Consider the following 14,655-nt stretch of genomic DNA (forward strand, 5'->3'; position numbering starts at 1 on the left):
GCGCTGCATAATGATCCACTGCTAAACAATCCCCGGTCTTCCGGGCCTCTCAGGAATGATATCATGAAAGTCATCTGCACGGAGAAATCCCAGGTCCTTGCCACGCACATTGCCCGGGCGCTGAAGACCACGGTTGTCAGTGTCGGATATTCCCGGTTCCCTGACGGAGAACATTACCTCGTGACCGGCGAGACCGACGACGAGATGGTGATTGTCGGGAGCGTTGTCGACAACGATTCGCTCGTCCAGCTGATGCTCCTGGCCGATGCATGCGACCGCTCGACAAACCACCTTGTCCTGCCCTATATGGCATATGCCCGCCAGGACAAGCGCTTCAGGCCGGGCGAACCGATCAGTTCGCGGGTGGTTGCAAAGGCTCTCAGCACGGGTGTTTCCGATGTCACAACCGTCAATATCCACGAGAAGGAGGTCCTGAAGTCGTTTACCGTGCCGGCGCAGAACCTCTCCCTCGCTGCCGGTATCGGTTCCTATATCAAAACCCTCGGCCTTAAAAAACCACTCATTCTCGCACCGGACGAGGGGGCAATGCATTTTGCAGAGAACGTGGCATCCACCGGGGGGTGGGAGTGCGACCACCTGGAAAAGACACGCCTGAGCGGGGTTGAGGTGAAGATGGCACCAAGGCAGCTGTCCGCAAAATCCCGATCCGTTGTGATCGTCGACGATATCATCTCCACCGGGGGAACGATAGCAACCGCTGCCGGCATGCTCTACCAGCAGGGCGCAAAAGATGTTTATGCTGCCTGTGTCCATGGCGTCTTCACCGGTGGCGCGTACGCCCGCCTTATGGCAACCGGGATCCGGGATGTTGTCTGCAGCGATACCATAGAGCGGAGCTGCAGCAGGATCTCTGCGGCTGAGGAAATCGCCCGTGCTGTCAGGCAGCGCTGACAGAGGGTATGCATGTCCGCCTATTCCCGATCCGGGCCCGGGTCGACCCTATGAACGCCGTACTTGACACCGGTTTCTTTTTCGGTGATTTTCCCGCCGAGGGGGCCCTGTTCACCGTCCCGTCCGTTGTTGAAGAGCTGAAGGATATCCGGGCAAAAGGGAATTTTGAGAAATGGCTGGCAAGGGGCCTGAAGGTGCAACCCCCCGCGGATGAGAGTATCGGTCGTGTGACTGCTGCTGCAGAAAAGACGAGGGATCTCCCGGTGATCTCCGGCACGGACCGGGATCTGCTCGCCCTGGCGCTCGATCTCGGCGCCGAACTGCACACGGACGATTTCGCGATCCAGAACATTGCCCATGTTCTCGGGGTGAAAACGGTCCCGATCCTCCAGCGCAAAGCCCGCAGGGTTCACTGGAAGTACCGGTGCAGTGGCTGCGGAAGGTATGCGGACCATGACGGGGAGTGCCCGGTCTGCGGTGCCGCCATCAAAAGAAAACTTAAATAGCGGGCGGCGAACCTTTTCTGCATGTCTTCCCTTGACGATCTGATCGGCCGGGCAAAACTCCTGCTTGCCGATGGGCACAGCCCGGGTCAGATTGCAGATGAACTGTCCCTGTCCATGGAAACCGTTACCTGGCTCCTCACCCAGGCCAAGGGCTCTGCAGCGCCAAAAGATGTCCACATCGACTGGACCGCGGTCTCGAGCCAGGGGCCTCTCCTCGAGGAGACCGCCCAGATGCTGCTCTCGCGGTACTACCTCTCCCGCGGGGATGCCGAATCCCCGTCAGCGGATGTCATTGTCGGTATCGCCCTCTCGGGGATACCACTTGCTACCATCATCGCCGTCCAGGAGGCTGCCCAGCTGGCGATCTACCACCCGGCAAAGCAGAACCCGAGCGAGAAGCCGACCGGATCGGTCAGTGGCAACTTCGCGGCGGTCGGTGGCCAGCGGTGCATCATTGTCGATGACACCATCACCTCCGGCAACACCATGCGTGAAGTGGTCAAGTATCTCAAGAAGCACAATGCAGTCCCGGTTGCGATCTGGGTCATCTTCGACAAGCGCGGCATCAGGGACGTGGACGGCGTCCCGGTCTTCTCCCTCTTTAAAATATCCCGGATTGACTGATCTCCCTTTTTTTCCGGCACAAGACCCGCATCTTTTATATAGAAGTTCAATTCCACCTTTTACAACATCGGAGGATCAAGTATGCAGTCCCAACAGCCGATTATCATTTTAAAAGAAAATGTGGAGCGTAATTACGGGCGGGAAGCCCAGCGCTCGAATATTATGGCAGCAAAAGCGATTGCAGGTGCTGTCCGCTCAACGCTCGGCCCCCGGGGTATGGACAAGATGCTCGTGGGTTCGACCGGGGATATTGTCATCACCAACGACGGCGCGACAATTTTGAGCGAGATCGGCGTCCAGCACCCGGGCGCGAAGATGGTCGTCGAGGTCGCCCGGACCCAGGACGATGAGGTCGGCGACGGGACCACCACCGCAGTCGTCCTTGTCGGCGCACTGATGGAGCAGGCGGAACAGATGCTCGAGCAGGGCATCCACCCGACCGTCATTGCCCAGGGATACCTGATGGGCATGGACAAGGCACTGGAGATCGTGGACAGCCTCTCCCTTAAAGTCGACCCGTCCGACCGCAAGACTCTCATGAAGATCGCCGACACGGCCATCACCGGCAAGTCGATCGAGCAGGTCAAGGACAAGCTCGACGGCATTATCGTCGACGCCGTTATGATTGTTGCCGAGAAGGCTAACGGGAAGCTGACCGTTGATGAAGACGACGTCATGATCAAGAAGCAGAAGGGCGAATCCATCGACGATGCCGAGCTGATCCGTGGCGTTGTTATCGACAAGGTCAAGGTCAGCGAGCAGATGCCCAAGAAGGTGCAGAAGGCAAAAGTCGCCCTCATCTCCATGCCTCTCGAGATCACCAAGACGCAGGTGAAGGCAAAGATCAAGATCACCACTGCCGAGCAGGTCAATGCCTTTGGCGACCAGGAGCGCGAGACCTTAAGGAAACTTGCCGACGCAATCGTTGCCAGCGGCGCAAACGTCCTCCTCTGCCAGAAGGGCATCTCGGACATCGCCCAGTTCTACCTTGCCAAGGCCGGTGTCCTTGCTATCGAAGACGTCCCGGAGAAGGACATGAAGTATGCAGCCCGGGCCCTGAATGCAAACATCATCACCAAGCCGGAGTCACTGACTGCAAAAGACCTCGGCACGGCCGATCTCGTCGAAGAAGACACCGAGGGCAACGTGACCCGGATCTCCGGGTGTAAGAACCCCAAGACTACCACCATCCTCCTCCGCGGTACCAGCGACTTCCTGCTCGAGGAGCTCGAGCGGGCCGTTGTCGACGGGACCCGCGTGGTCATGGATGCCATGGAAGACGGCACGTACGTTGTCGGCGGCGGTGCTGTGGAGACCGAACTCCTCATGAAGATCCGGGACTATGCCCAGACCGTCGGAGGACGCGTCCAGATTGCGCTCGAGGGATACGCAGCGGCATTCGAGTCCATTCCGCTGGCCCTTGCCGAGAACTCCGGGTTCAACCCGATCGACAAGATCGTCGAGCTCAAGAACGCCCATGCAAAGGGCAAGAAGAATGCCGGGCTGAACGTGTACGAGGGCAAGGTCACTGATATGCTTGCCGAGGGCGTCATCGAGCCGCTCCGGTCCAAGCGCCAGTCCATCCAGAGCGCATCCGAGACCTCGGTCATGCTCATCCGCGTCGATGACATGATGATTACCCAGCAGGCCAAGAAAGGCAGCGCCGCTCCCGGGATGTAAATCCCCGGATACTTTTTTCCCTTCCCCGTTCCGGATTCTTCAGAGTCCCCGCACCGATGTATACCCGTCCGGCTGCACCAGGGGTTCCTCCGGCCGTGCGACAGCAGGGGCAGGTCAGATAACTATTAGAGCAAGCGATGAAAAATACAAAAAGGCATAGTGCCGAGGTAGTCTAGTCCGGAAAGGCGGCAGCCTCGAAAGCTGCTGGCGCCCAGCGCCTCGGGAGTTCAAATCTCCTCCTCGGCGTTTTTATTCTTATCGTTGCAGGATACTCCGGGAACCGGGACGGGGATCCCGGAAATCCGTATCTGCCGGTGTACTTCCAGCGCATGGTGCGGGGATTGCGGGAAAATATCAGTATTATAGCCGAATTTTGTGGAAATAATCACAAAAGAGAGGATTATCAACCGGTTTAAAACTCATAAAAAATAAATAGTGCATGTTCTTAGTATATGGTTGCACAACAGAATTACCGGACGAAGTGACACTAATATATTGGCAGAGGAATAACCGGATATGATGGCAAGGATAAAACAGAACAAACCGGCAATATCGGGCGAGGCCAGATCATTCCGTGCAGTACGGAGGTCCAACCTCAACCGGACCGACATGCCGCTCAAGATCGGTGCAATCGCCGGGTACATCCTCCTTGCAATGCTCTCCGCCTCAACGTCCATGTTCGGCATCCTTGTCGGGGCAATGCTGCGCATGATGGGTTTATGAGCCCTGCTGTTCTCGTGTCGAACACTCCCGTTTCCGTAATGCCTTCCGCAGCTTATCCGGATCAGAGATAGGCAAGGATCCCGAGGATCCCGTGGATGAGTGCGAGCAGGATGGTTATTCCTGCACAGACCGGGTGCCACCGGAACGGGACGATCCGGATCCCCTTCTTATTCATGAGAGGGATCGAGGCTGTCACAAGAAGCGACAGGAGGGTAAGGACCCCGAGGTACAGGATCAGGGGTTTTCCGAAGATAAGATAGTACGTGACATCCTGGAGCATGGCTCATCCCTCCACCGTGATGATTCCCCGCATCTCCGGGTGGATCATGCAGGAATAATTGAACGATCCGGCACGGTCGAACCGCTGGCTCGCCGACTGGCTGGAACCGAGAAGGAACGTGGAGGTCGTGAACGACTTGTCCTCGAATTCGATCCGGTGCGGGCGGTCATCGGCATTCACCCATCGTACGGTCGAATGGACAGGAACCGTCATATTGGCGGGCCTGAAGGTGTTCTTTGCAATCGTAATGGTGTTATCCGAAACGGAAGTCGTGCGGGTCGGGGTCGCGAGGGACAGCGGCAGCGTCGGGAGTATCTCCTGCGTGGGAGTTATGATTGTTGGCGTTGTCGGGGGGGGCGTGGTTTGTGCCGGGGGCGAATCCAGGCACCCGCAGGCAAAAACGCCAAGGAATACAACGATGATGAAAACCGGGGCAGTTCTCATACATGCCGGTCAGAGTTGTCCGTATAAGAAGATGGTGGTGATACCCGCGATGCTGACGTTCCTGTCCCTTCTCACGGGGCCTGCCTGTCCTGCTCCGGCTGGTGCAGGAAGGAGACTGTCAGCGACCTGAGCGTCCCGAGGAAATCCTCTCCATGGTAATGGTCGGAGATCACCATCTTCCGGAACAGCGGTTCCGGAAGAGCCGATGCAAACTTCCACCCATCTGCAGGCAGAAGAGGCAGTACCGGTTCGAGATCCTTATTACCAAGTGTCTGGAGATCCCGGATCGTCCCGATAACACGTTCGCCGGACCCGTCTTTCCCCGCCCGGGTTACGATAAGGCGGAGATCATCGAACCGGACCTGCACTTTTTTTCCCAGATGGTGACGGAGGAGGATTGCAAGGACCCGGTTGAATCCGCACCCGTTCATTGAAAATACCATGACAGTCCCTGGTTTGGAACCTTTGGGTTCGGTAACAAACAGGCCCTCCGGCCCGATGCCCTCCGGGAACTGCGCTAGTGCCTGCGTGAGCAGTTCCTGTTCGTGCCGGCCAATCGGGAGCGTGGTGGTTTTCCGTGCCGCCAGTTCCTGGAGCCCATGGCACACCAGCGGGGAGAAGCCCTCTTCGCTCCCGCCGGTCCAGAAGACCCGTGACGATCCCGTGCCGCCGGGAACCACAACAACGATATTATACCCCTCGTCGCTTTTGACCAGAGTCCAGCTGCGTCCCCCGAGCGAGACCTCCCCCCCGTCCTTGCTGTTGATGAACTGCGCATCGAGCATCCCCACGACCTCCCCGTCGGGTGTGACCGCCCGGTACTCGCCCCCGCCGCTGATCACCGAGTACAGGTCCTTCCAGTTCGAGCGGCCGAACTGCCGCTCGGCCCCGGGCCCCGTCATGATCATCCCGCCGTCAGTTGCCAGGTAATCACTGGTAATGAGATGGTCCAGGATCCGGTCTATGTCCCGGGGATCGATCTCCCGGAAGACCGGCACGGCACGGGCGAACGATACCAGCTCCCGCCGGGTCGTCCGCGGGTGGTTGAGGAGGAAGAGGAAGAGCTGCTGCAGGAGGACATTCAGGGGCATCTTCAGGGGCCGGAGGTTCTCGACGCGCTTCTGCATGGCGCATTCGATGATCGCAATGCTCCAGAGCAGTTCGTTGTTGTCCTTCAGAATCCAGGCAACGAACGCTGCCTTCCCCCGCCGCCCGCTCCGGCCCATGCGCTGGAGGAACGAGGAGACGGTGTCCGGCGGCCCGGCCTGCACAACCACGTCGAGGTCGCCGATATCGATGCCCAGTTCCAGCGTGCTGGTACAGATGATGCAGGCTCCTTCCGGCGAACCGAATGCCTCCTCAGCCCGTTTTCGGGCCGCGGGAGAGACTGACGAGTGATGGATGTGGAGGTTCCGGATCCTCCCGGTGCACGCGTTCACCAGCTGCTCGGCCCGGCTCCGGCTCCCGGTAAAGACAAGCGCTTTTTTGCCGCTCACGATCCGGACAAGCGCATCGATCCTGCGGGACTCCTCCGGCTCGACAATGAACAGGAACTGCTTCTCCTGCGGCGGTGAGGGGACACTGACCAGTTCCGCGTCGTGCCTCCCGTCCGAGAGCCACTGCAGGATCTCGCGGGGATTGCCGGCGGTTGCAGAGAGGCCGATCCGCTGGATCTTCCTTCCTGCCACCTGGTCCATGCGATGGAGCAGAACCCTGAGGTGCACGCCCCGTTCGGACTCCACGAACGCGTGGAGTTCATCGATGATGATGAACCGCACCTGCCGGAGGTCGGGTGCGGGCGTCCTCTCCTGCAGGAGGACCTCGAGCGATTCCGGGGTGATCATCAGGAAATGGGGCGGTTCCCCGTCCTCCCACGTGCGTTCACTCCTCGCAACGTCGCCGTGCCACTTCGCCACGGTGAGGGCGACTGGAGTGCAGAAGGCCCGGAACCGCTCCTCCTGGTCGTTGATGAGAGCCTTTAACGGCGAAATATAGAGGCACGCAATTCCCGGCCTGCCATGCCGCAGTACGTCATCCATCACCGGGATGAGTGCGGCCTCGGACTTCCCCCCGGCCGTGGGGGCGAGGATAAGGGCATCGCCTCCTTTGCTGACCGCACGGTATGCCTCTTCCTGAACCTGCCGGAGTTCCTTCCAGTCAAGCCGATGGGCAAGGATCTGCTGGAGGGATTCGTGCAGGGTGGGAAAAACGGACGACACGGGTAATCCGGAAAGAGGATTGTGCCTGAAGCGATAAGGTCTTTTTCCGGCTTTTTTGTGGCTGACGGCCATGCGACATGTTAGCAAAGTACAGGTGTAAAAACCGGAAAAATTCACAACCGTTAAATACCGCGGACGGAATAGAATGATCCGGTAAACAATGAGGTCGCACCGGGTCTTCACGTCCGTTTCTTCACAGAGCCCGTGCTTCGCATTCTTCTTTAGATAGGGGACCTTCTCTCACTGGTCCCCCTGTACTGTCGCATGGAAGAGTTTACCAGAGGTCTTCATATGATCCTTGGAATCCCTGATCCGCAGATAGTGATCGGCTATGGGCTGGCCATCGGCTTAGCCCTTGCGTGTATCGTATACGGCTGGCTGCACTGGAACGAGGAGGACGACAGCAATGGCAGTTGATACCCTGACCATGACCGTTCTCGTCCTCATCTACCTGGCGGCAACCCTTGCCATCGGGTACATCGGCTACCGGCAGACAAAGAGCAGCGAGGACTATCTTGTTGCAGGACGCTGCAGCCACCCGGTCATCATCGCCCTCTCGTACGGCGCCACATTCATCTCCACCTCCGCCATCATCGGCTTTGGCGGGCAGGCGGCCAACCTCGGCATGGGGCTCATCTGGCTCACGGTGCTGAACATCGGCGCCGGCATCCTCCTCGCGTTCATCGTCTTCGGGAAGAAAACACGGGAGATCGGGCACCGCCTCTCGGCAGTCACGTTCCCGGACCTCATGTGCAAGCTCTACAAATCCCCCCTCCTCCAGTACATCGCAGGGTTCATCATTGTCATCTCCATGCCGCTCTACACGGCAGCGATCCTGATCGGAGGGGCGCGGTTCATCGAACCCACACTCGGGATCGATTATACGACCTCCCTCCTTGTCTTTGCCGTCATTACGGCTGTGTACGTGGTCTTCGGCGGGCTTATCGCGGTCATGTACACCGATGCGTTCCAGGGAACGATCATGCTGATCGGGATGACCGTGCTGCTCGCGTTCACGCTGGTCGCGGTCGGGGGCTTCTCCGCGGGCTCCGCCACGCTCACCATCATGGCAGGCCTTGTCCCGAAAACCCTTGCCGCGCAGGGAATGTCCGGCTGGACCGTGATGCCCGAGCTGGGATCCCCCATCTGGTTCACGGTCGTCACGACCCTCGTCCTCGGTGTCGGCATCGGTGTCCTTGCCCAGCCGCAGCTCGTGGTGCGGTTCATGACGGCTAAAGACAACAAGTCGCTGAACCGTGCGGTGCTCGTGGGCGGGCCGTTCATCCTGATGATGACCGGCGTTGCCTTCACGGTCGGCGCACTCTCCAATGTCTGGTTCTACCAGACCTCCGGGAAGATCGCCATCGATGCCGCGGGAGGGAACGTCGACGCTATCATGCCGCTCTTCATCAACCAGGCAATGCCGGACATCTTCGTGGTCATCTTCATGCTGACGCTCCTCTCGGCAGCAATGTCAACGCTCTCTGCCCTCTACCATGCCATGGGAACAGCGCTCGTCTGCGACATCTGGGGGAGGGGGAGGGAGTGTGCGCTCTCCCTGCGGGCGCACCAGGCCGGTATCGTGGTGATGATGGTTGTGTCGACCATCCTCGCTTTCCTCCTGCCGGTAAGTATCATCGCCCGGGCAACCGCGATGTTCATGGGCCTGTGCGCCTGCGCATTCCTTCCCGCCTTTGCGATCGGGATCTATGCGAAGGTACCTTCGACGCGGGCTGCGCTTTCGAGCATGGTTTCTGGCGCCGTTGTCTGGTTTGCCTGGACCGCGTTTGTTCATGCTGCGGAGGCAAAACCGCTCGGGCTCTGCCAGGCCATCTTCGGCACACCCACACTGCTCGGCTCGCCGTGGACCGCGATCGACCCGATCGTCATCGCCCTCCCGGTCTCGTTTGTCGTCATGGGCTTCCTCCAGCTGCAGTGCAGTGCGGACCAGCCGGTGGCGGAGGCCACGGCCTGAACTCTTTTTTTATCGATCCCTCATTCAGATTTCGGAATATCCCGCACGTTGAAGAACCCTTCGGATTCTTCAGAGACCTGAAGGTCTTCTCATCTCACAAGTCTGATGGCTTGTTCGATTCTGTCCCGGGTCTCCGACCCTCGACAAATCAAAACCTTTACGCGTGAATGGCGGCAAACAGTTATGAATGAACGATTCGGGCAGCCCGGTATCGAAGATCATCAAGTCCCTCGGCCTGGTCTTCGGGGATATCGGCACCAGCCCGATCTACACGATGGGTGCGGTCCTGCTCTTCATGCTCCCCACTGCCGAGAACATCTTCGGCCTTCTCTCGCTCGTCACGTGGACGCTTCTTGTCATCATCACGTTCCAGTACATCTGGCTCGCCATGTCCCTCTCCGACAAGGGAGAGGGCGGTACCATTGTCCTGCAGCGGATCCTTGACACGCTCGTAAAGCCCGGGATCGCCATGTCGTTTATCTCGGTGCTCGCCCTGGTCGGGATCGCGCTCTTCATCGGCGACGGCGTAATCACCCCGGCCATCAGTATTCTCTCGGCGGTCGAGGGCATCGTGCTCATCCCGGGATTCGAGGAAACGAACGGGTTCACCCTTCTCATCATCGCGGCTGCCATTGCCATCGGCCTCTTTCTCATCCAGAGGCGCGGGAGCGACCGGGTGGCGTGGGCGTTCGGACCGGTCATGGCGATCTGGTTTCTGACGCTGACCGTGACCGGAATCATCTCCATCATCAGCGCCCCGCAGGTCCTCTTCGCGCTGAACCCGGCCTTTGCCATCCAGTTCATCCTGCAGAACGGCTGGGCATCCCTCGTCGTTCTGTCCGCCGTGATCCTCTGCGTCACCGGGGGGGAGGCGCTGTACGCCGACATGGGGCACCTCGGCCGGGAGCCGATCATCAAAGGCTGGGTCATCGTCTTCCCCGCCCTCGTCCTCAGCTACCTCGGGCAGGGCGCCTTCGTTCTCATGACGGACAACACTCACAATGTCCTCTTTGCGATGATCCACCACATCAGCCCCGCCCTCTACATCCCCTTCCTCCTCCTGAGCATCTGCGCGACCGTCATCGCGTCGCAGGCAATGATCTCGGGGATGTTCTCCATCGTGTACCAGGGGATGACAACCCGGATCTTCCCCAAACTGAAGGTCGAGTACACCTCCGCCGAGCTCCGATCGCAGATCTACATCGATGCCGTCAACTGGATGCTCCTGCTCGCGATCCTCGTGGTCATGTTCGAGTTCGGGTCGTCCGAGAAACTTGCTTCCGCGTACGGGCTTGCCGTCTCGGGATCCATGATGATCTCGGCCATCATGATGACCGTCATCTTCTTTTTGAAAAAGGAGCCTTTCAAGATGGCCTGCGCAGCCCTCCTGATCGTGCTCGACTTCTTCTTCTTCCTTGCAACGCTGCTGAAGATCCCGCACGGTGCCTATTTCTCGTTCATCCTGGCCGCCATCCCGCTCATCCTGACAATTGCCTTCATCCGCGGGCAGGACCGGCTCCACGAGCTCGTCAGGCCTATCCCGCTCGATGAATTCATCCCGCGGTACCGTGAGAGTTACGCAACGCTGAACAAAATCCGGGGGACCGCGCTGTATTTCGTCGGCGATGTCGGGAACCTCTCTCCCTACATCGGCCAGGTCTTCTTCCAGAACGAGATCATCTACGAGAGAAACGTCCTTGTCCGCATCCAGATTACCGAAAAGCCGTTCGGCGTCGAGACCACCCTGGATACCGGCCTTGCCGAGGGACTTCAGCTCTTCACAATCACGGCCGGCTACATGGAAGTAATCGATATCGTCTCGCTTCTCGAAAGCCACGGGATCGACGAAAAGACCATTTTTTACGGGATCGAGAACATCGTCTCCGACAAACCGTTCTGGAAGATCTACAGCATTATCAAGAAGGTCTCTCCCCCCTTCGTCCAGTTTTACACCCTGCCGCCGGAAAAGATGCACGGGGTCGTGATGCGGGTCGTGATGTGATCCCCGGAACGCACCGTTTTATCCAGTACTTAACTCAGGCTTTTCACTGAAAAACCCGCGACAGTGCGAGGCGTTCCTGTCTATCCCTTACAGACAAGGCTGCCGATCCCAGCCGGGAGCGTGCCGTTGGCGCACAGGAAGGACAGGATTGCATCGGATCCAAGCGCAATGGCAAAGCACCCCATGAGGGCACCGGCAACAATGGCAAGGAATGTCAGGACGGTGCTCATCCCCAGCAGCTTTCCGGCGATGGAGCCCCTCACACCCCCGCTCCCGAAGAACGGGACGCCAACCATCAGGACAACGGCAAAGAACCACAGCCCGGCGAGCCACCGGTGCGATGCAAGGAACCCGCGGGTCTTCTCCGTCAGGTCTGAAAGGACCGGGCCCAGCAGCGGGAGCCGGTAGGCCAGATCAAAGTTCAGCGCCATGAAAAGGCCGGTCTCGATATCAATCAGCGTTATGGAGAGGGCCATGTACCACCACGGAATCCCCAGAGCAATCCCGAGCGGAATAACCGTTTCCTTGCCTGCCGGCGGCAGAAGGTACGCCACCATGAGCCCGATCATAGCGGTAAAGTCTTTCCCGGGGAGCGTTGCGGCCAGGACCGCGATGTGGATTGCAGTAAGGATGGCGGGGGCGAGGAGCGCAACAGCCCGGTAGGGAAGGCGATGGTATGCTGATCGGATTGTTCCCTGAAGTTCTTTTGCCGTCATACAATCCCTAGAATCCTGACTGTTCATCCGCCCCCGGTTCCGGGAAGCTGCATCCCGGGTATGCGGAAACCACAAAAACGAGCGGTGACCGGTTATTCCAGCCCGAACCGCCGGACAATCTTTTCCCGGATGGCATCCTTGGGGTATGCCCCGATGATCCGGTCGGCCAGCTGCCCGTTTTTGAAGAGCATGATTGCCGGGATTGCCGAGATGTTGAACTCCATGGCAATGTGGCGGTTCTCGTCGGTATTGCACTTGCCGAACGCCACTTTGCCGGCAAACTCCTTTGCGAGTTCGTCCATGACCGGTGCAACCCGCCGGCACGGCCCGCACCATTCCGCCCAGAAATCGACGACCGCGAAGGGGTTGCTGCTGATAAACTGCGGGAAATGTTCCTCGCTGATATCCGATACGCTGCCTGCTTTTCCGCCCTTTTTCATCGTGTCCACGAGCTCCTGCCTGCGCTTCTCCCGTATCCGGGCAAGCTCATCATCCATGCTGATGAGTATTCCGGTCAATCTCATTTAATCGTAACGGCACAGGAGAGCTATCCGGGGGTAACTGAGTAAAGTATATCAGCGCTCCCCCACTATACTATTACCCTGATTATACGCAGCGAGGTAGGGTAGTCAGGATATCCCGACGGGCTCATAACCCGTAGATCGATGGTTCAAATCCATCCCTCGCTACTGGATTGTTCTGCAGTTGTTGTGTCTCCTTCAGGTATTGTGTATCCTCAGCAGGACCTGTACCGTGTTTTTCCCCGTATCCATCCGCGTTCTGTTGCACTCGTACCGTGATCGATACCAATTCAGCCCCGTTTCCACGACTGCCGGGGGACGTGCATCTCGAACCGGGCTCCCTTCCCCGGGATACCGGTTTCGATGAGGCGGATGTCAGTGACTGCAAGGATCTCGCGCGAGAGCGTCAGGCCAAGGCCGGTGTTCTTCCCGAACCCGTGCGTGAAGATGAGCTCCTTCTCATCGGCAGGGATGCCCGTTCCGTTGTCTTCGAACAGAATGACCAGCTCGCCGCCGTCCCCTTCGACAGTAGTCACCCGGACCCGGGTGAGATCCGGTCCGCCGTGGCGCAATGCGTTCTCGAGCAGGTTGTACACGACCTTCACGGTGAGCGGGTCAGCATAGATCTCGATCGGCGGGAGACTGATCTCAAACGCTGCCAGGGAAACGGGAAGGTCGGCCTTTGCACGGACAACCGTCTCCTCAAGTGACTGCCAGACGGGTTCATGCTGCCCGATCTTCTCGTACTCCCGGGAGAACTGGAGGTGCTGGTCGATCTTCTCCAGGATTTCCGAACTGGCTGCGATATATTTCGACGGGACGGGATCGGTTATCTTCTCGGACAGGAGGAGGATGTACCCGTTGAGGGCCGTGACAAGGTTGGTGATGTCGTGCCGGGTCAGCTGGGAGAGGAGCGAGACCTTATCCTTTGCAAGACGGAGGGCACGTTCCGATTTCTTCCTGCTGGTAATGTCGTGGATGATCAGGACAGTTCCGGCCGGTTCTCCGCCGGGATCGGTGATCCGGGCCCCGGCAATGCTGACGACCCGGTACCCGGGAACCGCGAGGATCGCCTCGAGGTCTGAGAACGTGCCGCTCTCCCGGAAGGCCTGCTGTATGGCATCGGTACATTCCCGCGGCAGGACGGACTCAACCGGTTGTCCGGTAAGGTCGCTGTTCTCCCTCCGGAACAGGGCCTCTGCTGAGGCATTGGCTGTCACGATCCTGCCGTCCCGGTCCGCGATGAGCAGGCCGTCGGGCATGATACGCAGGATGTTTGCCGCTGCTGACTCCGGCGTCAGTGTGAAGAGCCCCTGGCGGATAATCGCGTACGCAATGATAATCGAGAAGCAGACGATCCCGCAAAAGACCGTATTGGGGATATGGATGCCGGCGAGGGGGAGGAAAAAGGCTGAGATCGTGCCGGAGATGATGACGATGACCGTCCCGATGCTGAGCAGGAAGTTCTGCTGCCGGACCCGGCCCGGCGGCTGTTTCAGCCATGCGCTGATGCAGATACTGAGCGAGAAGACAATCAGGATGACAAACAGGAACGATTCCGTGAGGTATGCCGGGCTGCCCGTGACCGGCACGTAGATGAACCCTCCCCCGGCAGACGGGACGACCGTGTACAGCAGGTCCGTGAAGATCCCGGTCAGGGCAACGATGACTGCCGGTCCGTAGAGGAGAGGCAGCAGGTATTTCAGGTTATGCCGCTTGGCTAGGGGGTGCGCGGTGAACGCGAGGATGAAATGGGCCATGAGCACGATGGCCAGCGGCCAGATTGCGCTCGCTTTCAGCCAGAACCTGACTGCTTCATAGCCCGCAGACTGCCAGATCATGAACTCGCCTGCCGCCCACCACGATGCCGCGAGCATGGCAAGGAGAAAGAGCCGGTGAAGGAGGGAGCCGGGGTTCTTTGCAAAGACACACAGGCCGAGACTGTACGTAATGACGGCGGATGCGAGGCAGAAAAATACCAGGATTGCAGTGATGTCCATAGAGGCTCGGTTGCGGGATCTCATCCGCTGCAGCCCGATGAGATCGGGATCGG

General features: G+C 58.9%; 14 protein-coding genes and 2 tRNA genes. 10 read left to right on the forward strand and 6 right to left on the reverse strand.

Translation table 11 applies throughout. The features are described from left to right. Positions 1-63 precede the first annotated feature (63 nt). The 6 genes from A4E33_RS06220 (at position 64) to A4E33_RS06245 (ending at position 4,445) form a co-directional block, all read left to right on the forward strand. A complete protein-coding gene (locus A4E33_RS06220; RefSeq protein WP_292346823.1) occupies positions 64-912 on the forward strand; it encodes a ribose-phosphate diphosphokinase in 849 nt (282 codons plus the stop codon). 50 nt (positions 913-962) lie between these two features. Further along, positions 963-1,418: an NOB1 family endonuclease gene (locus A4E33_RS06225; RefSeq protein ID WP_292346824.1), complete on the forward strand. Its 456-nt coding sequence runs from the start codon at positions 963-965 to the stop codon at positions 1,416-1,418. 21 nt (positions 1,419-1,439) lie between these two features. Next, positions 1,440-2,042, forward strand: a complete 603-nt coding sequence (locus tag A4E33_RS06230) for an orotate phosphoribosyltransferase-like protein (protein ID WP_292346825.1) — start codon at positions 1,440-1,442, stop codon at positions 2,040-2,042. Between the two features lie 81 nt (positions 2,043-2,123). Beyond that, the gene (thsA, locus tag A4E33_RS06235; RefSeq protein ID WP_292346826.1) at positions 2,124-3,722 is read left to right on the forward strand and encodes a thermosome subunit alpha; all 1,599 of its coding nucleotides are present in this window, start codon (positions 2,124-2,126) and stop codon (positions 3,720-3,722) included. A gap of 161 nt (positions 3,723-3,883) precedes the next feature. Further along, positions 3,884-3,968, forward strand: a tRNA-Ser gene (locus A4E33_RS06240). A 270-nt stretch (positions 3,969-4,238) separates the two neighbouring features. Further along, a complete protein-coding gene (locus tag A4E33_RS06245) occupies positions 4,239-4,445 on the forward strand; it encodes a hypothetical protein (protein ID WP_292346827.1) in 207 nt (68 codons plus the stop codon). A gap of 61 nt (positions 4,446-4,506) precedes the next feature. Here A4E33_RS06245 and A4E33_RS06250 read toward each other — a convergent pair whose 3' ends face one another. From A4E33_RS06250 to A4E33_RS06260, 3 genes are all read right to left on the reverse strand, one after another. Continuing rightward, positions 4,507-4,725 carry a hypothetical protein gene (locus A4E33_RS06250; protein WP_292346828.1) on the reverse strand — a complete coding sequence of 73 codons (219 nt, stop codon included), beginning with the start codon at positions 4,723-4,725 and terminating at the stop codon, positions 4,507-4,509. Positions 4,726-4,728: 3 nt separating this feature from the next. Continuing rightward, positions 4,729-5,169 carry a cupredoxin domain-containing protein gene (locus A4E33_RS06255; RefSeq protein ID WP_292346829.1) on the reverse strand — a complete coding sequence of 147 codons (441 nt, stop codon included), beginning with the start codon at positions 5,167-5,169 and terminating at the stop codon, positions 4,729-4,731. Between the two features lie 71 nt (positions 5,170-5,240). After that, positions 5,241-7,388 carry a DEAD/DEAH box helicase gene (locus A4E33_RS06260; protein ID WP_292346830.1) on the reverse strand — a complete coding sequence of 716 codons (2,148 nt, stop codon included), beginning with the start codon at positions 7,386-7,388 and terminating at the stop codon, positions 5,241-5,243. Positions 7,389-7,679: 291 nt separating this feature from the next. Here A4E33_RS06260 and A4E33_RS14730 point away from each other — a divergent pair, with 291 nt between their 5' ends. The 3 genes from A4E33_RS14730 to A4E33_RS06270 all read left to right on the forward strand — a co-directional run bounded on the left by A4E33_RS14730 (position 7,680) and on the right by A4E33_RS06270 (position 11,365). Next, positions 7,680-7,805: a symporter small accessory protein gene (locus A4E33_RS14730; RefSeq protein ID WP_363053967.1), complete on the forward strand. Its 126-nt coding sequence runs from the start codon at positions 7,680-7,682 to the stop codon at positions 7,803-7,805. Next, positions 7,795-9,363: a sodium:solute symporter gene (locus A4E33_RS06265; RefSeq protein ID WP_292346831.1), complete on the forward strand. Its 1,569-nt coding sequence runs from the start codon at positions 7,795-7,797 to the stop codon at positions 9,361-9,363. Before A4E33_RS14730 ends, A4E33_RS06265 begins: the two co-directional genes overlap by 11 nt. 187 nt (positions 9,364-9,550) lie before the next feature. Further along, positions 9,551-11,365, forward strand: a complete 1,815-nt coding sequence (locus A4E33_RS06270; RefSeq protein ID WP_292346832.1) for a KUP/HAK/KT family potassium transporter — start codon at positions 9,551-9,553, stop codon at positions 11,363-11,365. 80 nt (positions 11,366-11,445) lie between these two features. Here the strand turns inward: A4E33_RS06270 and A4E33_RS06275 are convergent, their stop codons facing one another. Together A4E33_RS06275 and trxA are read right to left on the reverse strand one after the other, a co-directional pair. Then, positions 11,446-12,081 carry a small multi-drug export protein gene (locus A4E33_RS06275; protein WP_292346833.1) on the reverse strand — a complete coding sequence of 212 codons (636 nt, stop codon included), beginning with the start codon at positions 12,079-12,081 and terminating at the stop codon, positions 11,446-11,448. A 92-nt stretch (positions 12,082-12,173) separates the two neighbouring features. Then, positions 12,174-12,578 carry a thioredoxin gene (gene trxA / locus A4E33_RS06280; RefSeq protein WP_292346834.1) on the reverse strand — a complete coding sequence of 135 codons (405 nt, stop codon included), beginning with the start codon at positions 12,576-12,578 and terminating at the stop codon, positions 12,174-12,176. Between the two features lie 117 nt (positions 12,579-12,695). On the opposite strand from trxA, the gene A4E33_RS06285 reads away from it, so the two are divergent. Continuing rightward, a tRNA-Met gene (locus A4E33_RS06285) sits at positions 12,696-12,770 on the forward strand. A gap of 122 nt (positions 12,771-12,892) precedes the next feature. Here the strand turns inward: A4E33_RS06285 and A4E33_RS06290 are convergent. Then, positions 12,893-14,602, reverse strand: coding sequence for a histidine kinase N-terminal 7TM domain-containing protein (locus tag A4E33_RS06290; protein WP_292346835.1), 1,710 nt, complete (start codon positions 14,600-14,602; stop codon positions 12,893-12,895). Positions 14,603-14,655: the final 53 nt, after the last annotated feature.

Origin of the sequence: Methanoregula sp. PtaB.Bin085, assembly GCF_002067035.1 — an archaeon.
Lineage (GTDB): Archaea > Halobacteriota > Methanomicrobia > Methanomicrobiales > Methanospirillaceae > Methanoregula.